Source organism: Allobosea sp. P2_A10 (assembly GCF_056405115.1).
Map to the genome: position 1 here is coordinate 1 of NZ_JBFUCS010000010.1, position 21,349 is coordinate 21,349.

Annotated in this window: 22 protein-coding genes; 15 read left to right on the plus strand and 7 right to left on the minus strand. The window is 64.6% G+C overall.

Going from position 1 to position 21,349, the window contains the following annotated elements; all coding sequences use genetic code 11:
- Window positions 1-124 precede the first annotated feature (124 nt).
- From AC1DZY_RS15195 to AC1DZY_RS15225, 7 genes are all read right to left on the minus strand, one after another.
- Window positions 125-364, minus strand: a complete 240-nt coding sequence (locus AC1DZY_RS15195) for a hypothetical protein (protein ID WP_476820966.1) — start codon at window positions 362-364, stop codon at window positions 125-127.
- 228 nt (window positions 365-592) lie between these two features.
- Window positions 593-2,122, minus strand: a complete 1,530-nt coding sequence (locus AC1DZY_RS15200) for an AAA family ATPase (RefSeq protein ID WP_476820967.1) — start codon at window positions 2,120-2,122, stop codon at window positions 593-595.
- Entirely contained in the window at window positions 2,103-2,363 is a 261-nt protein-coding gene (locus AC1DZY_RS15205) for a hypothetical protein (RefSeq protein ID WP_476820968.1), read from the minus strand. The genes AC1DZY_RS15200 and AC1DZY_RS15205 overlap by 20 nt, the downstream gene beginning before the upstream one ends.
- 141 nt (window positions 2,364-2,504) lie before the next feature.
- Window positions 2,505-3,191 carry a hypothetical protein gene (locus tag AC1DZY_RS15210; RefSeq protein ID WP_476820969.1) on the minus strand — a complete coding sequence of 229 codons (687 nt, stop codon included), beginning with the start codon at window positions 3,189-3,191 and terminating at the stop codon, window positions 2,505-2,507.
- Window positions 3,191-3,427 carry a helix-turn-helix transcriptional regulator gene (locus AC1DZY_RS15215; RefSeq protein WP_476820970.1) on the minus strand — a complete coding sequence of 79 codons (237 nt, stop codon included), beginning with the start codon at window positions 3,425-3,427 and terminating at the stop codon, window positions 3,191-3,193. Before AC1DZY_RS15215 ends, AC1DZY_RS15210 begins: the two co-directional genes overlap by 1 nt.
- A 145-nt stretch (window positions 3,428-3,572) precedes the next feature.
- Entirely contained in the window at window positions 3,573-4,745 is a 1,173-nt protein-coding gene (locus tag AC1DZY_RS15220; protein WP_476820971.1) for a tyrosine-type recombinase/integrase, read from the minus strand.
- A 344-nt stretch (window positions 4,746-5,089) separates the two neighbouring features.
- Window positions 5,090-6,472 carry an aminotransferase-like domain-containing protein gene (locus AC1DZY_RS15225; RefSeq protein ID WP_476821146.1) on the minus strand — a complete coding sequence of 461 codons (1,383 nt, stop codon included), beginning with the start codon at window positions 6,470-6,472 and terminating at the stop codon, window positions 5,090-5,092.
- A 327-nt stretch (window positions 6,473-6,799) separates the two neighbouring features.
- Between AC1DZY_RS15225 and AC1DZY_RS15230 the strand changes: the two genes are divergently transcribed.
- The 15 genes from AC1DZY_RS15230 (at window position 6,800) to AC1DZY_RS15300 (ending at window position 21,346) form a co-directional block, all read left to right on the plus strand.
- Entirely contained in the window at window positions 6,800-7,282 is a 483-nt protein-coding gene (locus AC1DZY_RS15230; RefSeq protein ID WP_476820972.1) for an MSMEG_0572/Sll0783 family nitrogen starvation response protein, read from the plus strand.
- Between the two features lie 20 nt (window positions 7,283-7,302).
- The gene (locus tag AC1DZY_RS15235; protein ID WP_476820973.1) at window positions 7,303-8,358 is read left to right on the plus strand and encodes a Nit6803 family nitrilase; all 1,056 of its coding nucleotides are present in this window, start codon (window positions 7,303-7,305) and stop codon (window positions 8,356-8,358) included.
- Window positions 8,273-9,415, plus strand: a complete 1,143-nt coding sequence (locus AC1DZY_RS15240) for an MSMEG_0568 family radical SAM protein (protein WP_476820974.1) — start codon at window positions 8,273-8,275, stop codon at window positions 9,413-9,415. The genes AC1DZY_RS15235 and AC1DZY_RS15240 overlap by 86 nt, the downstream gene beginning before the upstream one ends.
- Window positions 9,412-9,957: an MSMEG_0567/Sll0786 family nitrogen starvation N-acetyltransferase gene (locus tag AC1DZY_RS15245; RefSeq protein WP_476820975.1), complete on the plus strand. Its 546-nt coding sequence runs from the start codon at window positions 9,412-9,414 to the stop codon at window positions 9,955-9,957. Before AC1DZY_RS15240 ends, AC1DZY_RS15245 begins: the two co-directional genes overlap by 4 nt.
- On the plus strand, window positions 9,957-10,937 hold the full coding sequence (locus AC1DZY_RS15250) for a sll0787 family AIR synthase-like protein (protein WP_476820976.1): 981 nt from the start codon (window positions 9,957-9,959) through the stop codon (window positions 10,935-10,937). The genes AC1DZY_RS15245 and AC1DZY_RS15250 overlap by 1 nt, the downstream gene beginning before the upstream one ends.
- A complete protein-coding gene (locus AC1DZY_RS15255) occupies window positions 10,934-12,091 on the plus strand; it encodes an MSMEG_0565 family glycosyltransferase (RefSeq protein ID WP_476820977.1) in 1,158 nt (385 codons plus the stop codon). The genes AC1DZY_RS15250 and AC1DZY_RS15255 overlap by 4 nt, the downstream gene beginning before the upstream one ends.
- The gene (locus tag AC1DZY_RS15260; RefSeq protein WP_476820978.1) at window positions 12,084-12,371 is read left to right on the plus strand and encodes an MSMEG_0570 family nitrogen starvation response protein; all 288 of its coding nucleotides are present in this window, start codon (window positions 12,084-12,086) and stop codon (window positions 12,369-12,371) included. The genes AC1DZY_RS15255 and AC1DZY_RS15260 overlap by 8 nt, the downstream gene beginning before the upstream one ends.
- A 16-nt stretch (window positions 12,372-12,387) precedes the next feature.
- Window positions 12,388-13,644: an MSMEG_0569 family flavin-dependent oxidoreductase gene (locus AC1DZY_RS15265; RefSeq protein ID WP_476820979.1), complete on the plus strand. Its 1,257-nt coding sequence runs from the start codon at window positions 12,388-12,390 to the stop codon at window positions 13,642-13,644.
- 494 nt (window positions 13,645-14,138) lie between these two features.
- Window positions 14,139-14,531 carry a hypothetical protein gene (locus AC1DZY_RS15270; RefSeq protein ID WP_476820980.1) on the plus strand — a complete coding sequence of 131 codons (393 nt, stop codon included), beginning with the start codon at window positions 14,139-14,141 and terminating at the stop codon, window positions 14,529-14,531.
- Window positions 14,532-14,770: 239 nt separating this feature from the next.
- A complete protein-coding gene (locus tag AC1DZY_RS15275; protein WP_476820981.1) occupies window positions 14,771-15,946 on the plus strand; it encodes a septal ring lytic transglycosylase RlpA family protein in 1,176 nt (391 codons plus the stop codon).
- Between the two features lie 100 nt (window positions 15,947-16,046).
- Entirely contained in the window at window positions 16,047-17,216 is a 1,170-nt protein-coding gene (locus tag AC1DZY_RS15280; protein ID WP_476821147.1) for a D-alanyl-D-alanine carboxypeptidase family protein, read from the plus strand.
- A gap of 13 nt (window positions 17,217-17,229) precedes the next feature.
- Complete coding sequence (gene tmk / locus AC1DZY_RS15285) at window positions 17,230-17,880, plus strand: dTMP kinase (protein ID WP_476820982.1); 651 nt, start codon at window positions 17,230-17,232, stop codon at window positions 17,878-17,880.
- On the plus strand, window positions 17,880-18,950 hold the full coding sequence (locus AC1DZY_RS15290; protein WP_476820983.1) for a DNA polymerase III subunit delta': 1,071 nt from the start codon (window positions 17,880-17,882) through the stop codon (window positions 18,948-18,950). The genes tmk and AC1DZY_RS15290 overlap by 1 nt, the downstream gene beginning before the upstream one ends.
- A 21-nt stretch (window positions 18,951-18,971) precedes the next feature.
- Entirely contained in the window at window positions 18,972-20,546 is a 1,575-nt protein-coding gene (gene metG, locus AC1DZY_RS15295; RefSeq protein ID WP_476820984.1) for a methionine--tRNA ligase, read from the plus strand.
- A complete protein-coding gene (locus tag AC1DZY_RS15300; RefSeq protein WP_476820985.1) occupies window positions 20,546-21,346 on the plus strand; it encodes a TatD family hydrolase in 801 nt (266 codons plus the stop codon). The genes metG and AC1DZY_RS15300 overlap by 1 nt, the downstream gene beginning before the upstream one ends.
- Window positions 21,347-21,349: the final 3 nt, after the last annotated feature.

Consider the following 21,349-nt stretch of genomic DNA (forward strand, 5'->3'; position numbering starts at 1 on the left):
TCGAAGTCCCGCGCGACTATGCTGCCGGCGAGTGGCTGGGGTCCACATCGCTCGCTCCAAGATGGCCTGAACAACCCCTTGGAATCACGAGCGCCCCAGCCGCTCAACCCTTTCGGGACGGGCTCTAAACCCGATCGGCTTCCAAACGGCACGTTGACCGCGTGAACGTTTCAAGTTCCGATAGAGCCAGGTCGAGAGTGGCGAACGGCCCGTGCTTCATCGCCTTCATATCTGCAGCCACCCGCTCCCCTGGCACAATGCGAAATTCGCCTGCCGCTTGCTCTTCAACCTTACCCACATCGCGCCCGAGCAGGTCGATGAGCGACCAAGACGTGGAGCTTGTCGGTTTAACAGTGATGTCCAATGGGTCGGCTCCTAGCGTAATATCTCAGGGATACCACACCGAGAGGCGACGACCGCGCTGGCTGTTTGTCGTCCCCGGTGATCTTTTTTCCGAAGCACCACCCAAGCGTGACATGACACACCCGTTCTAAGGAACGGGGTGTCACTGTCACGGTGTCACGGTTGGTTTTGTGCTCATTGTGACAGCGTGACTGTCACGCATGTCACGGTGTCACGCCGTATGTCACGCCTAGACCGGACAAACCCATTGCCCGGTTTCACGTATCAAACCGGCAGTCAGAAGCGCTTTCTTATAGCGATGGAACCGCTGGCGCCTGGCGGCGCTGTCTAAGTCGCCGTAGTCGGCATAGCAGCGCTCTCGCCAGTCATTTTCGTCAACCACCATGGCACCGTCCGAAAAGGCAAGATCGGGCGGCATCTGGCCTTCGGCTTCAACCGCGTTACGCAGGTGACCGAGAGCGATGTCACGGCCGCTTGGCTTTGCGGGCGGGACGTCTTGGACCACGCCCGACAGGTTGCCCAAGGTGCGCGGCACGATGACGGGCGCGGTCGTGGGCTCGCCGTCCTCGTCGACGCCGACCGTGACCGATTCCATGTCAAAAGCGCAGACAGGTCCGTCGTCGCCGTCGTTGGTGCCGTCGCAAATCAGCGTGTAGGAGCCGCCGGCCTTTTTAACGAGGAAGCTCGTGTCGACGGCGCCGTCTAGGTCAATGGCGCCCTTGCCGCGCTCGCCAGTCCAGCCGGTATGATGGACGACGGTTAGGTGCGCTCCGGTGCCTTCGCGGATCAGGTCGCAGTGGCCAACGTAGCGACCCATGTCCTTCGACGTGTTTTGGTCCCCTGGTCCGAACGTTCGGGTGAGTGTGTCGACAATGATCCATACGCAGTCTTGGCCGCAGGCGGCCGCCGCCTCTTTGACTGCCGCAACAATCGCGCGCGCGTCCGTGTTTGCGCTGGTCAGATCGATGCGACCGCCGAGCACGAGCAGGGGAATCCGCTCGACGCCATACCGCTTACGAAACGCCAACAGACGTCGCTCGGTCAGGGTCTTGCGCTCTGCCGCAACGAATACAACGAGGCCCTGACGGACCTTGCGGCCCATCCAAGGCATACCCGCTGCGACGTGGCAGGCGGCATCCGTCGTGATCGCCGACTTCCCAGAGCCAGGCAGGCCCGAAATCGTCGATAGCTCGCCTTCGCCAAAAACGCCCTTGATGAAAGAGCGCTTCACGATCGTCGGGCTGATGTCGTCGAACCACGTGAGCGAGAAGCGGCCGGGTTTCGGACCGGGGTTCGAGCCGGGTGGGGCGCTGTTGTCGTTTGCCGCTTCTGGCCCGGCATCGGTCTGCGCGGAAGCCCGTGCGTCGGCGCGCTTACTACCGGCTCTCATTTGAATAGCTCGCCTTTCGCAGGCGGCGGCATGGAACCGTTCAAACTCGTTGAACTCATAGATCGCCAGGCCGACTTCGCGGCGCAGGAACCACTCAACGTCTGCAGGTGTGTCTGGGCCGGGCTCATCGACGTCCCATTGCGCCGGCGCTATGGGGCCATGAAAGCCGGCGAGGTCATTGTCGGTGTAATCGCCGTGGGGCGGCCAGTCGGCTTGTTCCGACCGACGAAATGTCGAGAGAGCCGGGCCGATGAAGCCAGGATCAACCCATTCTGGGTTGGGGATCGGGCCGATGTATTCAGGGTGAACATGGATGGGATAAGGCTCGACCGAGTCGAGGGCAGTGGGATTAGGCTGCAGAACGGTCAAGGGCGTGATGCCTCTCATAGGCCGCAATCGCGGCGCGGTTGATTTCATTGAAAAGCGCTGGCGCGAAATGCATGGCGGCGCTGCCAAAGGCGGCCGGGGCAGTTACGCGATAGCCGTCTGGTCGTTTCCGAAGCCGCAGGCCGCACAGCTTAACGTCGGGCGACAGTCGCACCGCAAAGCGCGCAACCGCACCCGGTGGCCCGCTGCCGGATGACAGCGGGACCATGTCTTCAATCTGCATGACGGTTTCCTTCGCCCATGCGGGCGCAATCCGGCGCCGGGATTGGCGTCGGTTGGGTGGATAGGGCAGTGGGCAGGCAGCCTGGCGCGGCGGTGCGACAATGGTTTTCGACCGGAAGGTGGCCGCGCCGGGAAGCTTGGGCTAGGCGGCTAGGCGTGTTGCGGGGAAGGCTTGTTGCCTGAACATGCCGCGCTTCAGACCAGCACGCCGGCAAGCCTGATGCACCTGTCGTGGTTCGATCATTGACCAAACCTGTTCCGTGCCAGAGGAGCCTGGCACGTTGTCGCATGCGGTGTACCAAAGTTCTTGGCCGACCGTGTCGATCGCGTCCCAGAAGTCGTCACGCATAACCAGGCGCTGTGCGGCGTACCAAACAAGACGCCGGAAGGCGAAACCGCAACGCCCTCGTTGACTGATACCTTTGCCGATGCCGTCGATCGTGCGGTGATCGCCTTCGGTGCCGCCGAGCATCCTCAGTGGAAGCCCGGCTTCCCGGCGGAAGCGTATCTCGCCCGCTGGTCCGGCCGCCGTTCCCACGCCAATTCTGAAATAGAGCGGACAATAGTCCCGGCCAAGAGCGCTCTGTTGGCCGGGCGGGCCGTGTCGAACTTCGCCAGTATAGCCAACGGATAGGCGTCCCTCAGCGTCACTGCGATAGTCAGCGCACACACCGACCGAAGAAATCGGCTCGCCGAAGGCATAGCCGACTACGGCATGGGCAGCCTCATGGTAGCAGGTGGCCTCAAGTTCAAATGCATGATCGAACGGGCCGGCCGGCGGCCGGGGCTCGTTAGCGAACATTCCGTCAAAATAGGAGAGCAATTCCATCACGCGGCCCTCGCCGGCCGGGCGGCGATGCGGGCAGCAATCCAATCGCTGACCTCAGCGCGCACGAAGGCGATGCGGCGTTCGCCAAGTGCGACAGGCTGCGGAAATTTACCGTCAGCCCGAAGAACGTTGACCATCGAGCGCGACATGCTCGTCAGCTTGGCGGTTTCGTTGAGCGATATAAGGACAGGGTTATCGTTCGAAGCCCGAAGAATTCGGGACGCGTCAATGCTCATGGCTATCTCCAGCCAAGGGGCGAAAACCGTTCGCGCCAGTCGGTTCCGAGGCCTCTACAACGGACGCGGCTTCCCGCGGTGGTGTCATTAAAGTTGCGGATGGCCCCCCTTGTCTATGATTATTCCAAGCGATTGAAATTACGGCCTATTCTGCACCGGCCAAATATCTTTCCCAATCCGACATGAGAATCCGTCTCTTTTCGAGCGCATCGCCGCGCCGATAGGCGCGCTCGACATCGTTGCCGACGGCGTGCGCCAAAGCGGCCTCGGCGACCTCCCTCGGGTGAGTTGTGCAGTCGCCGGCCCAGTCCCGAAACATCGACCTAATTCCATGCAATGTCGCGCGCTTGTCTGGCGAGGCAAGGCGAAGCGCCTTGGTCATCGCCGTGTCTGAGACGGGTCGTCCCTCAACACCACCGCCGAACAGAAAAGCGCTCGTTGCGCGCTGGCGCATGGACTCTACGATTTCGACAGCCCGACCGCTTAAGGGCACGACATGTTCTTTGCCCGCCTTCATACGGTCAGCCGGGCAGGTCCAAGTTTTGGCGACCAGGTCGAACTCGCCAAACGTTGCCTGCCGCGCCTCGCCTGTCCTGGCGACCGTGAGGGCAATGAATTCGACCGCGCGCGCGGCGACACCCGAGGAACCGCGGAGACCGACCAGCAGGGCAGGGGCATGGCTATAGGCTAGTGCGGCGTGGTGGCCACGCTGGAGCTTGCGACGGGCCGGCATCACCTTATCCAGCAACCCCAGCCATCGGGCTGGATTGCCAGCGGTGCGCCACTCGTGAGCGATTCCGTAGTCGATGACCGCCTGAATTCGCGAGCGCAATCTGTCAGCCGTCTCGGGCCGATCTTGCCAATGCGGCAGTAGGCAATCCTTGACGTCCCCCATCACGATATCGGCGATCGGCATTTGGTGGAGAGGCTTCGCGTACTCGCGCAAGGTCATTTTCCACTGCGCGGCGTGCTTTGGATTAGTCCACTCAGCCTCTTTGGTAGCAAGCAACGCCTCCATGCAGTCGTGGAAGGTTTTTGGCTTGTTTGGCTTTAGATCGCCTCGGGGGTCTTCTCCTCGGGCGAGGCGCTGTCGGATGGTTTCGGCTTTCTCGCGCGCCAGCGCTAAGGATACAGGCGCCGTTCCTTGCCCATATCCGCCGAGCCCAATCTCGCTGCGGTCGGCACCGCGGCGGTGAATGAAAATCCAGTTTTTTGATCCGCTCTTCTGGACACGGAGCCAGAGACCATCACCGTCGCCTAGCAATCCGGGCGCGGCATGCGCCCGGATGCGGGCCTCGGACAGCTTATGTTTTGCCACAAAATCACTCCGCCAAACCGAATGCTAGGTGACGGTTATCATAACGGCTATAGTGCGCGATAGCGATTTAGACGACTTTTCAGTAGCTTATTGTCAGAAATGTCAGAGAAAACGGCGGAGCGGCGGTCACCCCTTCCGCCATCAATATTTTATAAAACCCTGAAATATATAAGAAAAGCACTGGCATTCGCCGCGCCCCTATTCCCGATCCAACAACTTGACGCGCTCTCTCGATAATCGGGCGCTTGATTCCGATAGAGCCGGGGCTAGCCCCGAACTCCCGAACTTCAGCTTGATGCGGTCAGTCTACAAAAAGGCCGATGAGCGCGTTCGGCCAATTCTGATCACAGAAACGGCGACGTCGCAGCCGGCGTCTCCTGCAGCGTGTGAGCCATAAACTCGAGGGCGCTGCGCAGGCGATCACGGCTGATGGGCCCCCCGAGACAGACGCGCACGGCCTCGCGCGGCGCTCCGGTCACTGTAAATGCGTCACTCGCCACGATCCCGATCCCGGTCGCCCGCATCTGGCCGATGAAGGCCGACCGCGTCCAGGCCGGCGGCAAATCCACCCAAAGATTGAAGGCGAGCGGATCGGAGCGGAAGCTGCCCTTCGGCAGGATGCCGGCGGCCAGTTGCTGGCGCGTGGACGCTTCGGTCCGGATGAACCTGAGAATCGCGTCGGCCGTGCCATCCTCGATCCAGCGTGTCGCCAAGGCGACGGTCAGCGGCGACGCCATCACGGTCGCGGCCCGCATCGCGGCGGCGAACGGCCAGGCCAGGCGAGGCTCGGGGGCGACCACATAGGCGGCGCGGATACCGGCGCCGATACATTTGGCCAGGCCCGCGATATGCCAGGTCAGGTCCGGCGCGATTGCCGCGAAAGGGGCCGGGCCGTGGGCGGGGATGAAGCCATAGGCATCGTCCTCCACGATCGGCAGGCGGTATCGGCGCGCGATCGCGGCGAGCACTTCGCGCCGGGCCTCGGGAATCGTCAAGGTGGTCGGGTTATGCAGCGTCGGGTTGAGATACAGAGCCTTGGGCGAAAGACGTCCGCAGGCGTGGTCCAGCGCATCGGGCGTGACGCCGTCCTCGTCAACCTCCAGGCCGATGAGGGTGAGACCCAGTTGAGCGGCGATCGATCGGCAGCCGGGATATGTCACCGCCTCGCACAGGATCGTTTCGCCCGGCCTGGCGAGCAGCCCGAGAATGCCGAGCAGCGCCGGGTGGGCGCCGGGTGTGACCAACAGTCGGTCGTGACTGGGAACAAGCGCCCGTCGCCCGAGCCAGTTCGAGGCTGCGTCCTTGTCGGCGGGAGCGCCTCCGAAGCCCTGATAGCGCAGCAGCGAGACCAGATCTCGCCCGACTTCGCTCAGTCCTGCGCTCATCCGCCCCAGCAACTCCGGGGCGTCAGGTTCCGGCGGAAGGTTCATCGACAGATCGACGGGCGCGAAGCCATGGCTGCGTCCAGGCGAGGGCCGAGGCTTGGGAAGGCTGATGAAGCTGCCCCGGCCGACGCGAGATTCGATCAGCCCGCGCTTTTGCGCCTCGACATAGCCGCGCGCGACGGTCGTGAAATCCATTCCCAGCCGCTCGGCCAGCTTGCGCTGCGGCGGCAACCTGTCGCCGACAGCCAGGCGTCCTTCCCTGACGTCCTCAGCGATCGCATCGGCAATGGCGAGGTAACGCGGCATGTCGCTGCGGGAGAGATCGGGAGTCCAGGCCAGCATCAATCCATCCCGAAAGCGTCGAACGGGTCCAATCAATATTGACTGTACATTGTAGCATACGGATCTGTCACGCGTTTTGCATGGCAAGACTGAAAGCGATCCGTCGCGCCGAAGCCTTGCTTTCACTACCCGATATGCCGCATTTTGTTGCGATAGATCATAAATCCGGCAAAGATTTAAAGCGTCTCCCTTCTGATTGATCGTAATATTGACTGCATTCAATCTGGCTCTTCACGCATATCGGATACATACAATCTGGCACGCTCATTGCAGTACTCCTGACGCAACCCGCAGCCATCAGCGGGCCACTCTAAAGCGAGGTGCGCCATGCCAGCCGTCACGAAGGAAGCCAACAAGAAGGGCGATTTCCTGGTCGACTACGAGGAGAAGGTGTTCGAGGACGTCAAAGCCGCGCCGGGAGAGAAGGCGCTGATCACCTTCCACACCGTCGCGTTCGAAGGATCGATCGGCCTGGTCAACTTGCTGCAGGCGCTGCGGCTCCAGCGCAAGGGCTTCGAGACGTCGATTCTGCTCTACGGTCCCGGCGTGACGCTCGGCATCCTGCGCGGCTTCCCCAAGCTCGGAGACGAACCCTTTCCGGGCGCGCAGAACTTCGGCAACCAGATCGAGAAATTCATGTCGGAAGGCGGCAAGGTCTATTGCTGCCGCTTCGCGCTGCAGATGCTCTACGGGCATGGCGAGGGCTCGCTGATCCCCGGCATCAAGCCGATCAGCCCGCTCGATGTTCTCGACTGCGTGCTGCTGCACCGGCGCGACAACGCCTTCATCCTCAACACCTGGACGCTCTGACGCCTGAAGGGGAGCCGGAGATGACGCCATTAAATCCATTCCGCGTCGCTGCGGTACAGATCGCGCCCGACCTCGGTTCGTGGTCTGGCACGCTGGAGCGCGTCCTCAACGCCATCTCCGATGCGGCCGCCAAGGGCGCGAAGCTCGTCGTCTTTCCCGAGACCTTCGTGCCCTGGTATCCGTATTTCTCCTTCGTGCACCCGCCGGTGATGACCGGCGGGGAGCATGTGCGACTCTATGAGAATGCCGTTGTCGTCCCCGGTCCGGTGACGGACGCCGTCGCGTCGGCGGCGCGCCGGCTCGGCATCGTCGTCGTGCTCGGCGTCAACGAGCGCGACCACGGCTCGCTTTACAATGCGCAACTGATCTTCGATGCGACCGGCGAATTGCTGCTGAAGCGCCGCAAGATCACGCCGACCTTCCATGAGCGGATGATCTGGGGCCAGGGCGACGGCGCCGGGCTCAAGGTCGTCGACACCGCCGTCGGGCGGGTCGGCGCGCTCGCCTGCTGGGAGCACTACAATCCGCTCGCGCGCTACGCCCTGATGGCGCAGCACGAAGAGATCCATGTCGCGCAGTTTCCGGGCTCGCTGGTCGGTCCGATCTTTGCCGAGCAGATCGAGGTCACGATCCGCCACCACGCGCTGGAGAGCGGCTGCTTCGTCGTCAACGCCACGGGCTGGCTGACCGAGGAGCAAATCGCGCGGATTTCGCCGAACGAAGCGATGCGCAAAGGCCTGCGCGGCGGCTGCATGACCGCGATCATCTCGCCGGAGGGACGTCACATCGTTCCGCCTCTCACGGAGGGCGAGGGCATCCTCGTCGCCGATCTCGACATGAGCCTGATCGTGAAGCGCAAGCGCATGATGGACTCGGTCGGCCACTATGCCCGCCCCGAATTGCTCAGCCTGATGCTCGACAACCGCCCGGCCGAACCGATGCGGCTCGAAACCGCCTTCACGCCCACCTCGTCCGACAGGAGCGTCCTCCATGGAACAGACGATGCCGACAGCCATGCCGACGGAGCGGCTGATCAACGAGTTGCAGTCCTTCGGAGTGCGGCTGGTCGACCCTAAAGCGGGCGCCGAGAGCCGCCGCGGCGGCGCCGGCCCCTCCGACCACAAGGCGATGACCATCGACGGGATGACCGTCATGGTGCCCGTGCACACCGCGCCTGCCTTCGATAGCCCCTATCTCGTCGAGCAGCCCGACGCATTCGGCAAAAGCCGCGTCACCCGCGAAGGCTTGGTGCTGGGCGAGGTTTCATTCCCGCTCCAGCCCAAATTCTACGGGCTCAAGACGGCCGACGGCGTGCCGTATTCGAAGATTGCTGTCCTGCACGGGCGCGACGTGCTGGCGACGACGGTGCTCCAGACCTGCATCCGCTATCAGAGCCGCACCAAGACCTGCCAGTTCTGCGCCATCGGACAATCGCTGGCTGCGGGACGCACGGTGGAACGCAAGACGCCGGCGCAACTCGCCGAAGTCGCCAAGGCTGCCGTCGAGCTCGATGGCGTCAAGCATATGGTGATGACGACCGGGACGCCTTCGACCAGGGATCGGGGCGCCGCAATTCTCGCCGAGAGTGCCCGCGCCATCAAAGCCGCCGTGTCGCTGCCGATCCAAGCGCAGTGCGAGCCGCCCGACGACGATGCCTGGTTCGGCAGGATGCATCAGGCCGGCGTCGATGCGCTCGGCATGCATCTGGAACTCGTTACGCCTGAGCTACGCAGGCGGCTGATGCCGGGCAAGGCGGAGGTCGGGATCGAGCGCTATTTCGAAGCCTTCGAAGCGGCCGTGCCGGTGTTCGGCCGCGGGCAGGTCTCAACCTATATCCTGGCTGGCCTAGGCGATACGCGCGAAGCCATTCTCGACATCGCGCAGCGCCTCGTCGCGATCGGCGTCTACCCCTTCGTGGTCCCCTTCGTGCCGATCTCTGGCACGCCGCTTGAGAGCCACGCGACGCCGCCCGCCGCTTTCATGCACTCAATCCTCGGGCCGCTCGCGCGCATGCTCGTTGACGGCGGCCTCAAGGCGATCGACGTCAAGGCCGGCTGCGCCAAATGCGGGGCCTGCTCGGCGCTTTCGACCTATGAGCGGGGCGAAGCGCTGCGGCAGGGGGGCTGCGCATGATCTTCGACAGCTTCCCCCCGTTCCTGCCGAGCGAATACCGCATCAAGTTCGCCACTGAAGCCTGGGAGCGCGAAGGCGCGGCGCGGTTGCGGCGCGCCGTGTTCTGCGAGGAGCAGGGCATCTTTGCGGGCGATGACCGCGACGGGATCGACGCTGTGGCGATCCCGCTCGTGGCCATCTCGCTCTGGGGCGTCGCCGCCAGCGACGTCGTCGGCACCGTCCGCATCCATGAGACCGGGCCGGGCGTCTGGTGGGGCTCGCGGCTGGCCGTCGATGCGCGATACCGCCGTGTCGGGGCGCTGGGCGCGACATTGATCCGCCTGGCCGTCTCCTCCGCCCACGCGCGCGGCTGCAAGACGTTCCTCGCTCACGTTCAGGCCCAGAACGGTCTGCTGTTCCAGAAGCTGCATTGGGACATCGTCGAGCCTGTCGATCTGCATGGTCATCCGCATCTGCGCATGCAGGCCGACCTCGCACACTATCCACCGTGTCCGACGCCCGAGATCGGCTTTCAGGCCTTGCCGGCACGCAGGGCCGCCTGATGACCGCCAGACCCGACCTCTCCGAACTCGCCGCCGGCCTGCGGGCAAGCCGAAGCTTCGGCGCGAAGGAGGATATCGGCATCGTCGCCGGCCGGCTCGGCCTGTCCGGCTCGTCATCGGTGCCGGTCGGGGACGACTGCGCTGCGATCCCCGATGGCGACGGGCACCTGCTGCTCGCCATCGAGGGTTTCATGAACGAGTTCGTCGCCGGCGACCCGTGGTTCGCCGGCTGGTGCGGCGTGATGGTCAACCTTTCCGATATCGCGGCGATGGGCGGCCGGCCGATCGCGGTCGTTGATGCGCTCTGGGCCGATGGCGCGGAGAAAGCCGGGCCGGTGCTCCAGGGTCTGCGCGCCGCCTCGCATGCCTTCGCCGTCCCGATCGTCGGCGGCCACAGCAATCTTCGCACCGATCGCAGCCAGCTCTCGGTTGCTATATTGGGCCGCGCCAAGGCATTGCTGACGAGCTTCGACGCCCGCCCCGGCGAGCGGCTGGTCGCGGCGATTGATTTGCGTGGGCGCTACCGCGAACCGTTCTCGAACTGGGAGGCGGCGACCGATGCGCCACCCGCGCGCCTGCGCGACGATCTCGAAATCCTGCCCGCCATCGCCGAGGCGGGCTTAAGTCGCGCGGCCAAGGACATCAGCCAGGGCGGCATCATCGGCACGGCCGCCATGCTGGCCGAGTGTTCCGGTGTCGGAATCGAGATCGACCTTCGCAGCATTCCGATGCCGCCGGACGTTGCGCCCGGGCGTTGGCTGCTGACCTTTCCGAGCTTTGGCTATCTGCTCGCTGTCGCACCGGGCGATGTCGGCGCGGTCACGGAGCATTTTGCAGTGCGCGGCATCGCGGCTGCCGATATCGGCGCAATCGTGACAGGTTCCGAGATCGCGATCACCGACGGCACGGCGCGCGAAGTGATCTGGAATGTTGCCGATCGCCCGCTGCTCGGCTGCGCGCCGCGGCAGGTGGCGGCATGACCAGGCCCTTGCGCATCGCCATTCTCGCGCATTCCACCAATCCGCGTGGGGGCGTCGTCCATGCGCTTGCGCTCGGCGAGGCGCTGACGGAGCAAGGGCACGACGCGGTCGTCCATGCGCCGGCGCGGCCGGGCCAGAGCTTCTTCCGCAACGCCACGTGCGGGACCGTCCTGGTTCCGGCATCTCCCAGTCACGCCAGCCTGGCAGGCCTCGTTGAGGCCCGGATCGGCGACTATGTCGCGCATTTCGTCAGCGCGGCGAACCGCCGCTTCGATATCTTCCACGCTCAGGACGGAATTTCCGGCAATGCCCTGGCCACCTTGAAGGCCCGCGGTCATATCAAGACTTTCGCGCGGACCGTCCACCATATCGACAGCTTCGCCGATCCCCATGTCGCAGCGCTTCAGAGCCGTTCGATTGAACAAGCCGACAGCCATTTCGTGGTCAGCGGCCTCTGGCGAGATGCGCTGAAACGCGACTTCGGCATCTCCGCCATCCCGGTTGGAAACGGCGTGGACCGCGAGACGTTCTCGAAACGCCCTGATGGCCGCGAGGCGCTACTGCGCGCGCGTCTCGGGCTGGGCGCAGGTCCGGTCTTCCTGAGCATCGGCGGTATCGAGCAGCGCAAGAACACGCTGCGGATGCTGCAGGCCTTTCGGCAGATCCGGGTCGTGCGCCCGATGGCGCAGTTCGTCATCGCGGGCGGTGCGTCACTGCTCGATCACGACGCTTATCAGGCCGAGTTCAGACAGCTGCTGCTTCAGGACAGCGAACTCGCGTCGTCCGTCATCATAGCCGGGCCGCTGCCGCAGCACGACATGCCGATGCTCTACCGCCTCGCCGATGCGCTGGTCTTCGCCTCGATCAAGGAAGGCTTCGGCCTCGTCGCGCTGGAGGCGATCGCATGCGGGACGCCCGTGGTGACGTCCCGCATCCCGCCGTTCACCGAGCATTTCGGCGACGATGACGTGGTCTGGTGCAATCCGCATGAACCGGGCTCGATCGCCAATGCGATGCATGCGGTGTTGATCCCAAAGGTTCGCGAGCGCCTCGCGGCCCGCGCCGAATCCGTGCTGGAGCCCCATCGCTGGGAACGCTGCGCCACCGCGCATCTGCCGGGATACGCAGCGCTAAGGGAGCCCGTCGATGCCTGAGATGCATTTCCAGATCCGCTGGCCAGATGGCGCGACCGAAAACTGCTACTCGCCCTCGCTCGTCATCAAGGATTATTTCGCGCCCGGCGAAAGCTATGTCCTGGCCGATTTTCTCCAGCGCTGCCGCACGTCGCTGACCATCGCCAGCGATCGGGTGAAGGCACGCTACGGCTTTCCGTGTTCGCTGGCGCTCGGTCAGCTTGCCAGCATCGAGTCCGCGGCTGCGCGCTACGACGACCTTGTCGACGCCCGCGTCGGCGTTCTCGCTTTCACCGAATGAACTCCGGAGCGAAACCGTGACCCAATCGCATTCGACGCATGTGCAGGTCGCCATCATCGGCGGCGGACAGGCCGGCCTCGCGATGAGCTACTGCCTCAGGCAGCGCGGAATCGAGCATCTCGTCTTCGAGAAAAACAGAGCGCTTCACAGCTGGGAAACAAGGCGCTGGGACAGCTTTTGTCTGGTGACCCCGAACTGGCAATGCGCCTTGCCGGGCCATCCCTATGACGGGCCCGACCCGCACGGCTTCATGGTCAAGGATGAGATCGTCGCCTATCTCGCCGCTTATCGAGCACTCGTCGACCCACCGATCAGGGAAGGGGTTTCTGTCGACCGCGTGACGCGAAACCCGTCCGGCGGCTTTTCCCTGGCGACATCGGAAGGGGCCTATGTCGCAAACCAGATCGTGGTGGCGTCGGGCGGCTATGCCGAGCCGGTAATTCCGCGCCTGGCCGAACGGTTGCCCGCCTCGTTCCTCCAGATCCATTCCGAGGAGTATCGCAACCCCGCGGCCTTGCCGGAAGGCGCGGTGCTCGTCGTCGGCTCCGGGCAGTCCGGCTCGCAGATCGCCGAGGATCTCCACCTCTCAGGACGCAAGGTGCATCTCGCCGTTGGCGGGGCGCCACGTTGCGCGCGCTTCTATCGTGGTCGCGACGTCGTCACCTGGCTCGCCGAGATGGGCTATTATGACGTGCCGGTGGAAAGCCACCCGCTACGCGAAGGCGTTCGCGACAATACCAATCATTATGTCACCGGCCGCGACGGTGGCCGCGATATCGACCTGCGCAAATTCGCGCTCGAAGGCATGCAGCTATATGGCCTGCTTGACGGTCTGGATGGCGCGACGATGAGGTTCAGGCCGACCCTGAAAAACGCGCTCGCGGAGGCCGACCGGGTCTATAACGGCATCAATGCGGCAATCGACAAACACATCGCCGAGAAGGGGATCAGCGCGCCACCGGCCTCGGTCTACGCTCCCGTCTGGGAGCCGCCGGTCGAACCCGATGCACTCACTCTCACGACCGCAGGCGTCACGTCGGTGATCTGGTGCATCGGCTTTAAAACGGATTTTCGCTGGCTCGATGCGCCTGTCTTCAATGGTGCCGGACAGCCGATCCATCGTCGTGGCGTGACGGAGGTCGAAGGCGCCTATTTCCTCGGCTTGCCCTGGCTTCATAGTTGGGGGTCAGGCCGCTTCTCCGGCATCGCTCGGGACGCAATGTACCTCGCTGACAGGATCGATGCCGCTTTGCGGATTCGGGCTGTCGCTTAGCCCTGCTCGGGGCTCGGACCGGTTTCACCGAGGGGAGTTGTCCGGTTATCAGCTTTGAGGTTCGAAGAGCCCGCAATTGGCGCAAGGCGCGACCGGCCGCCGCCTCGTCAGAACGACAAACGTGGGTCGGACACGGATATCCCCGCCACCGGTCTGGCCGCCAATCTGGCGGACAGGCACTTCGAACGTATCGCCGCAGGCGTACTTTGTTGCAGTCATTTGACCTGTCTGATCTCGATCAATTTCAGCTTGATCCACTGCTGGTCACCGATTGGTCACATGCGCTCTGGGTCGTCACACCCAGAACGATGCCCAACTCGAAGGCGAGAGTATCTGATGATCGAGGGAAAAGAGCGGACTTCGTCCAGATCGATCACATCCACGGCAACTGATCATCCGTTTGGAACGAAACGTGCCGACGACCTGTTTCGTATGTGCATCCGGCACGCGCCTTGCGTCGTATCCGGATTTCCCGACGACAGGATCATGAGACGATGCGGATAATGCGCTTTCTGGCTTCGGCCGCCATGCTGATGGTGTCAGGCGTCGGTTTGGCCCAGGCCAATACGCCCGTCGAAGGGGAGGCGATCAAGCAGCTCGTCTCCGGGAAGCGAATCTATCTTGCTGTGCCCGCTGGCGGCGAATTCCCGCTCTACTACCGCGCCGATGGCCAGGTCGATGGCTCGGGTGAGGCAGCGGGACTCGGCCGCCTTCTCAAGCGCAGCGACAAGGGCCGCTGGTGGGTGAACGGCAAGAACCTCTGCCAGAAATGGGAAAACTGGTACGATGGCAAGACGATCTGCTTCACCCTGACGGACCTTGGCGGCAGCAAGCTGAAATGGGTCCAGGACAATGGCGACACCGGCATCGCCCGCATCGGCGACTGAGTTGCGCCGAGGTCACGCTCGCCTGAAAACGGCGCTACACGCCAGGCCGGGTTGACACCCGCCGCATTTCCGACACCTTTGTGCCCGCTCAAGGGCGCATCGGGTTTCCGTTTACGGTCTTGCTCCGATCGCAGCGCCGCTTAACGATGCCTTAACGGGATTGTCGGAAAACTGGACTTTCGCCGCTCATATGGCAGGTCGGCGTACCAGAATTTCGGCGCAGAAAGCGGATCGACGGGATGATGCGAGGCAAAGGTTCACAGCCCCCGGAATCGCTTGATCTCGCGACCGGGCAGGACCGCCTCGGCAATCTCGACCTGACAACGCGCGTCGCCCGGATTGGTTGCGTCGCCCTTGCGGGTCTCTTTCTCGCCAATTGCGCCGGCAACCAGGTCGCGCATCGCGGCAAGTCCAAGGAAATCGGCGCATTTCCGCAGTCGAAATACGGTCCGGCCAGCCCTCGCGTCGTCGAGGAAGGGCAAGAGGTTCCCAAGGGCGGCGGGCGTCAGCTAATCGGCAAGACCTATTCGGTCGCCGGCAAGCGCTACACTCCCTATGAAAAGCCGGTCGGTTATACCGCGGTCGGCACCGCATCATGGTATGGCGAGGCCTTTCACGGCCGCCGCACCGCCAATGGCGAGGTCTATGATCGCAACGGCATCAGTGCGGCGCACCCGACCATGCCGCTGCCGGCCTATGCCCGCGTCACCAACGTCTTGAACAACCGCTCGATCATCGTGCGCGTCAATGATCGCGGCCCCTATCATGGCGGCCGCGTGATGGACGTCTCGCAGCGGACGGCCGAGGCGCTGGCCTTCCGCCATCTCGGCACGGCCCGCATCAAGCTCGAATATCTCGGCCAGGCCTCGCTTGCCGGCTCCGACGACAAGCTTCTGCTGGCGACGCTCCGCACTGATGGCCAGCCGGCCGCGATCCCCGGCACCAGCGCCCCGACGCTGGTCGCAAGCTCGTCTCCGGTGGCTGCCGGCCGCTATGCCAGCGCCAATCTCGACGAGACGCCGGCAGAGCCTGTTCGTCAGGAAATCCAGCGCCAGGAACCTGTCCGCCAGCCGGTCGCCCAGGCTTATGCCGAGCCAGTTCGCACGATCTCCCCGAGCACTCCGGTCGCCGCCAGCCTGGTCTCAGCCGCCTCCTCGATCGCCAACAGCCCGGGCGTTCCGGTCCGCGGCGCGCCGCTGCCGCCAAACCGCCCCTTCGATCTCGACACCATTGCGAATGCCGGCACACCCGTCGTCATCCGGTCGCTGGTGACGGCGCCGCAGCCGCCGGTCCGCACCAATGTGGCGAGCCTTTTCGCCGCGCCCGAACGCGCTCCGACCCAGCGTTTCGCCAAGACGCATCCATTGGCCCGCGACCTCGCTCCGCAGACGCTGCAGCCTCTCGCGCGCAATTGACCGAAGCCGGGCTTGACCGCCCGAGCCTGCCTCTGCTTCAGATCGGGGCATGAGCGGTTTCGCTATTTCGGGTAAAGTCCTGCCGGCCCGGTTGGTCGCGATGCTGCTCTGCGTCGCCGAGCTGACGGTCGCGACGCTGGCGCTATCGAATCACCCCGCGCAGGCGCAAAGCTTCCAGTCGGCCGCGCCCTATGCCGTGCTGCTCGATTCAGCCAGCGGCACGGTGCTCTACGAAAAAGCCGCCGACGAGTTGATGGTGCCAGCCAGCCTCGCCAAGATCGCGACCGCGCTCGTCGCCTTCGAGGAAATCGCGCAGGGACGCCTGACCCTCGACAGCGAGATCAGCATTTCCGAAAACGCCTGGCGCAAGGGCGGCGGCGTCTCCGGCGGATCGACGATGTTTGCCGTGCTCAACAGCCGCGTGAAGCTGTCGGATATCCTGAACGGCCTGATCGTCCAGTCCGGCAACGATGCCGCGATCGCGCTGGCGGAAGCCGTCGCCGGCGACGAGGCGAGCTTCGCCCGGCTGATGACGGAGCGCGTGCGCGCGCTCGGCCTGACGAAATCGGTCTTCCGCAATGCCACGGGCATGGGCGACCCGCAGCAGAAGGTCACCGCGCGCGAGATGGCGCGGCTGTCGGACCACATCATCAAGACCTATCCCGAGCTCTACAAGATCTTCGGCCAGCGCGAATTCCTCTGGAACAAGATCAAGCAGCAGAACCGCAACCCGCTTCTGACGATGGATATCGGCGCCGACGGCTTGAAGACCGGCAATATCGACGAGGCCGGCTTCGGGCTGGTCGGTTCGGCCGTGCAGAACGGCCAGCGCCTGATCGTCGTCGTCAACGGGCTGAAGACCGCGCGCGACCGCGCCCAGGAGGCACGCAAGCTGCTCGAATGGGGCTTTCGCGCCTTCGAGGCGCGCCGGGTTTTTGGGGAGGGCGAGATCATCGGCGAGGCCAGTGTCTACGGCGGCGAGAAGGGCCGCGTCGGGCTGAAGGCGAAGGGCCCGATCAGCCTGCTGCTGCCGCGCGGCGTCAGCGACCGCTTGAATGCGCGCATCGTCTATCGCGGGCCGCTGGTCGCGCCGGTGCAGGAGGGCGCCGAGATCGGTCACCTGCTGGTCACGCGCGGCGACGTCAAGACGCTGGAAATCCCGCTCTACGCCGCCGCGACCGTCGCACCCGGCACCCTGCAGCAGCGCGCTCTCGATGCCTTGCTGGAGGTCTCGACCGGTTGGGTCCGCAAGGCCCTGAAGAAAAGCTGAGCGACCGCCACCCGTGACTCCAGGATGTTTCATCACGCTCGAGGGCGGGGAAGGGGCCGGCAAGTCGACGCTGGCGAAGGCCCTTGCGGAGCGGCTTTCCACATACGGCCTGCGTGTCGAACTGACGCGCGAGCCCGGCGGCTCGACCAAAGCCGAGGCCATCCGCGAGACCATCCTGTCGGGGCAGGTCAAGCAGCACGGCCCCTTCGTCGAGGCTCTGATGTTCTCGGCGGCCCGGATCGACCATATCGACCGCAGAATTCGGCCGGCGCTCATGCGCGGCGACTGGGTGATCTGCGACCGCTTCCTCGATTCGACGCGGGTCTACCAGGGCGTGCTCGGCGAGATCGATCGGGAACTCCTGGCCGAACTCGAACAGGTCACGATCGACGGCCTGATGCCGAACCTGACCTTGATTCTCGATCTCGATCCGAAGATGGGCCTCGCACGCGCCGCTCGCCGACGGGGGCCCGGCGAAATCAAGGATCGTTTCGAAAGCGAGACGCTCGCCTTCCACCGAAAGCTCCGCGAGGCTTTCCTTGCGATTGCCGAGGCCGAGCCGGAGCGTTGCGCCGTGCTCGACGCTTCGCAGCCACCCGACATGCTTGCCGACGCGGCATGGGCCGTGCTGAAACAGCGCCTTGCCCTGCCGCAGGACGCCTGATGCTGCCAGCCAGCGACGAACCCGACCGCCTGCCCAACGCGCCGCATCCCCGCGAGACGCTGGCGCTCGTCGGCCGTGGCGCGCAGGAGCAGGCGCTGCTCGACGCGCTGGCGTCGGGCCGGATGCACCATGCCTGGCTGCTCGGCGGCCCCGAGGGCGTCGGCAAGGCGAGCTTCGCCTATCGCGCCGCCCGCTTCATGCTGGCGACTGGGGAGCCGACGCAGCGTGCGGGCAAGGCCGGCACGCTCGCCATGCCGGAGGGCGATCCCGCGACGCGGCGCATCATGGCGCAGTCGCATCCCGATCTGCATATCCTGCGGCGCATCGCCAAGACGGACGGCAAGGGCTACACCAGCAACATCCCGGTCGATGCGGTGCGCCGCGTGCTTGACCGCTTCGGCTCCAGTGCGGCCGAGGGCGGCTGGCGCGTCTGCATCGTCGATTCGGCCGAGGATATGGACCGCTCGGCCGGCAACGCCTTGCTGAAACTGCTGGAGGAGCCGCCGCCGCGTGCGCTGTTCCTGATCGTCGCCCATGCGCCGGGCCGGATCCTGCCGACGATCCGCTCGCGCTGCCGGCTGCTGAGCTTCGATGCGCTGTCCGAAGCCGATGTCGAGCAGGCCGGACTGCTGGCGCTGGAGCGGATGGGCGGCGCCTTCGACGCCTCGGCGGTTCCGCGCGCCGCGCGTTTCGCCGACGGCTCGGTGCGCCGCGCCTTGACCTATGTCGATCCCGAGACGCTGGCGTTGGTCGAGGCGGTGCGCGCCAGGCTCGACGCGCTGCCCGGCGTCGATGTCGCCGCCCTGCTGGCGCTGGCCGAGGATGTCGCCGGCAAGGCTGGCGAGGGCGATTTCTGGGTGATGATCGACGCCGTGCAGAGCTGGCTCGGCGACCATCTCCACGCGCATGCGGCTGCTGGTCCGGCCCGCCTTGCACCGCTGGCGGAGGTATGGGAAAAGCTTGGGCGAGCAGCCCGCGAGGTGGAAACCTACAATCTCGATCGCCGCCCGCTCGTGATGACCATGTTTCATGATCTGTCGGATGCGGTTGCCCGCTCGCGCGCAGCGTGAAGCGAACGCTTCGGACGATTGATGGCCACGGCCCCTAAATTCTACCTGACGACCGCCATTCACTACACGAATGGGCCGCCCCATATCGGCCACGCCTATGAGATGGTGGCCTCGGACGCGATCGCCCGTTTCAAGCGGCTCGACGGCTACGACGTCTTCGCCATGACAGGCACCGACGAACACGGCCAAAAGGTGCAGCGCACCGCCGCCCAGGCCGGGCTCGCGCCGAAGGATTACGTCGACGGCATCGCTGCGCGCTTCAAGGAGATGGAGCAGCGGCTGGGCTGTTCGTTCGACCGTTTCATCCGCACCACCGACACCGACCATCTGCCCTCGACACAGGAGCTGTGGCGGCGGATGGAGGCCAATGGCGACATCTACCTCGCCAAATATGCCGGCTGGTATTCGGTGCGCGACGAAGCCTTCTATGGCGAGGAGGAGACGACGCTGTTAGGTGACGGCACGCGGCTGGGCGGGCAGGGCACGCCGGTCGAATGGGTCGAGGAGGAGAGTTATTTCTTCCGCCTCAAATCCTATCAGGACAGGCTGCTGAAGCTCTACGAGGATGTCCCCGACTTCATCTCGCCGCCGACGCGCAGGAACGAGATCGTCTCTTTCGTGAAGAGCGGGCTCGAGGATCTGTCGATCAGCCGGACGACTTTCGACTGGGGCCTGCCCGTGCCCGGCGACCCGAAGCATGTGATGTATGTCTGGGTCGACGCGCTGAACAACTACGTCACCGGGACGGGTTTTCCCGACCTGGGCGATCCGCGCGCGCATTACTGGCCGGCCGACGTCCACATCATAGGCAAGGATATCGTGCGCTTCCACACGGTCTACTGGCCGGCCTTCCTGATGTCGGCCGGGCTGCCATTGCCCAAACGCGTCTTCGGCCATGGCTTCCTGCTCTCAAAGGGCGAGAAGATGTCGAAGTCGCTCGGCAATGTCGTCGATCCCTTCGAACTCGCCGATGCCTACGGTATCGACCAGCTGCGCTATTTCTTCCTGCGCGAGGTTTCCTTCGGCCAGGACGGCAATTACAGCCACGAGGCGATCGTCGGTCGCATCAACGCGGACCTTGCCAACGACCTCGGCAATCTCGCCCAGCGCTCGCTGTCGATGATCGCCAAGAACTGCGAGGGCAGGGTGCCGGCCTGCGGCGCGTTGACCGAGGGAGACACCGCGATGCTGGGTCTCGCTGACGGCGCGCTCGCGAGGGCGCGTATCGCGATGACCGATTTCGCGCTTCATACCGTGCTGGCCGAAATCTGGGCCGTCGTCGCGGAGGCCAACCGTTATTTCGCAGCCAACGAGCCGTGGCGCCTGACCAAGAGCGACCCCGCCCGGCGCGACACGGTGCTCTATGTGACGGCGGAAGTTCTCCGTCAGGTCGCGATCCTGGTGCAGCCGGTGATACCGGAGGCGTCGGCGCGACTGCTCGACCTCCTCGGTGTGGCGGCCGACAGCCGCAGTTTCGCCGGGCTCGGCGAAGTGGGACGGCTGGTGCCCGGCGTCGCCTTGCCAGCGCCAAGCGGCATCTTCCCGCGCTATGTCGAGCCCGAGGCCGGCGATGGCGCATCGGGTAAGGGCGTCTGATGCTGATCGACACCCACTGCCATCTCGACTTTCCCGATTTCGCCGAGGAATTGCCCACTTACGTCGCCCGCGCGGAATTCGCCGGCGTCACCCGCATGGTGACGATCTCGACCCGCGTCGCGCGGTTCGAAACCTATGCCAAAATCGCCGAGCGCTTTCCCTCGGTCTGGTGCAGCGTCGGCACGCATCCCCATGGCGCGCATGAGGAACTCGACGTCACAGCCGAGCAGCTTGTGGCGCTGTCACATCATCCCCGTTGCGTCGCAATCGGCGAGGCCGGCCTCGACTACCACTACGACAAGAGCCCACGCGAGGCGCAGGCCCACGGCTTGCGCGTCCACATCGCGGCGGCCCGGATCACGCAGCTTCCGCTCGTCATTCATTCCCGCCAGGCCGATGACGACATGATAGCGATCCTGCGCGAGGAAATGGGGAAGGGCGCCTTCCCCGCCATCCTCCATTGCTTCACCGCCGGCGAAGCGCTGGCCATGGCCGGGGTCGAGATGGGGCTTTATGTCTCTTTCTCCGGCATCCTGACCTTCAAGACCTCGGAAGAGCTGCGTCGGATCGCCCGCCTCGTCCCGCCGGAACGCCTGCTGGTCGAGACCGATGCGCCCTATCTTGCGCCCGTTCCGTTCAGAGGCAAGCGCAACGAGCCGTCCTATGTCGTTGAAACAGCGAAGGTCCTCGGACAGACGCTCGGCATGTCCTATGACGAGATTGCCGCGTTGACCACGGCCAATGCACGCCGCTGCTACTGGAAGATGGACGACGCCGCGCCGGTCGCACGGGTCGCATGAGAT

What these genes read in the sequence shown, in the direction of transcription:
- AC1DZY_RS15235 (WP_476820973.1), top strand. Translation starts at nt 7,303, where the DNA reads ATGACGCCATTAAATCCATTCCGCGTCGCTGCGGTACAGATCGCGCCC.
- AC1DZY_RS15210 (WP_476820969.1), bottom strand. Translation starts at nt 3,191, where the DNA reads ATGGAATTGCTCTCCTATTTTGACGGAATGTTCGCTAACGAGCCCCGG.
- AC1DZY_RS15215 (WP_476820970.1), bottom strand. Translation starts at nt 3,427, where the DNA reads ATGAGCATTGACGCGTCCCGAATTCTTCGGGCTTCGAACGATAACCCT.
- AC1DZY_RS15290 (WP_476820983.1), top strand. Translation starts at nt 17,880, where the DNA reads ATGCTGCCAGCCAGCGACGAACCCGACCGCCTGCCCAACGCGCCGCAT.
- AC1DZY_RS15300 (WP_476820985.1), top strand. Translation starts at nt 20,546, where the DNA reads ATGCTGATCGACACCCACTGCCATCTCGACTTTCCCGATTTCGCCGAG.
- AC1DZY_RS15205 (WP_476820968.1), bottom strand. Translation starts at nt 2,363, where the DNA reads ATGCAGATTGAAGACATGGTCCCGCTGTCATCCGGCAGCGGGCCACCG.
- AC1DZY_RS15260 (WP_476820978.1), top strand. Translation starts at nt 12,084, where the DNA reads ATGCCTGAGATGCATTTCCAGATCCGCTGGCCAGATGGCGCGACCGAA.
- AC1DZY_RS15240 (WP_476820974.1), top strand. Translation starts at nt 8,273, where the DNA reads ATGGAACAGACGATGCCGACAGCCATGCCGACGGAGCGGCTGATCAAC.
- AC1DZY_RS15270 (WP_476820980.1), top strand. Translation starts at nt 14,139, where the DNA reads ATGCGGATAATGCGCTTTCTGGCTTCGGCCGCCATGCTGATGGTGTCA.
- AC1DZY_RS15230 (WP_476820972.1), top strand. Translation starts at nt 6,800, where the DNA reads ATGCCAGCCGTCACGAAGGAAGCCAACAAGAAGGGCGATTTCCTGGTC.
- metG (WP_476820984.1), top strand. Translation starts at nt 18,972, where the DNA reads ATGGCCACGGCCCCTAAATTCTACCTGACGACCGCCATTCACTACACG.
- AC1DZY_RS15275 (WP_476820981.1), top strand. Translation starts at nt 14,771, where the DNA reads ATGATGCGAGGCAAAGGTTCACAGCCCCCGGAATCGCTTGATCTCGCG.
- AC1DZY_RS15280 (WP_476821147.1), top strand. Translation starts at nt 16,047, where the DNA reads ATGCTGCTCTGCGTCGCCGAGCTGACGGTCGCGACGCTGGCGCTATCG.
- AC1DZY_RS15225 (WP_476821146.1), bottom strand. Translation starts at nt 6,472, where the DNA reads ATGCTGGCCTGGACTCCCGATCTCTCCCGCAGCGACATGCCGCGTTAC.
- AC1DZY_RS15255 (WP_476820977.1), top strand. Translation starts at nt 10,934, where the DNA reads ATGACCAGGCCCTTGCGCATCGCCATTCTCGCGCATTCCACCAATCCG.
- AC1DZY_RS15250 (WP_476820976.1), top strand. Translation starts at nt 9,957, where the DNA reads ATGACCGCCAGACCCGACCTCTCCGAACTCGCCGCCGGCCTGCGGGCA.
- AC1DZY_RS15245 (WP_476820975.1), top strand. Translation starts at nt 9,412, where the DNA reads ATGATCTTCGACAGCTTCCCCCCGTTCCTGCCGAGCGAATACCGCATC.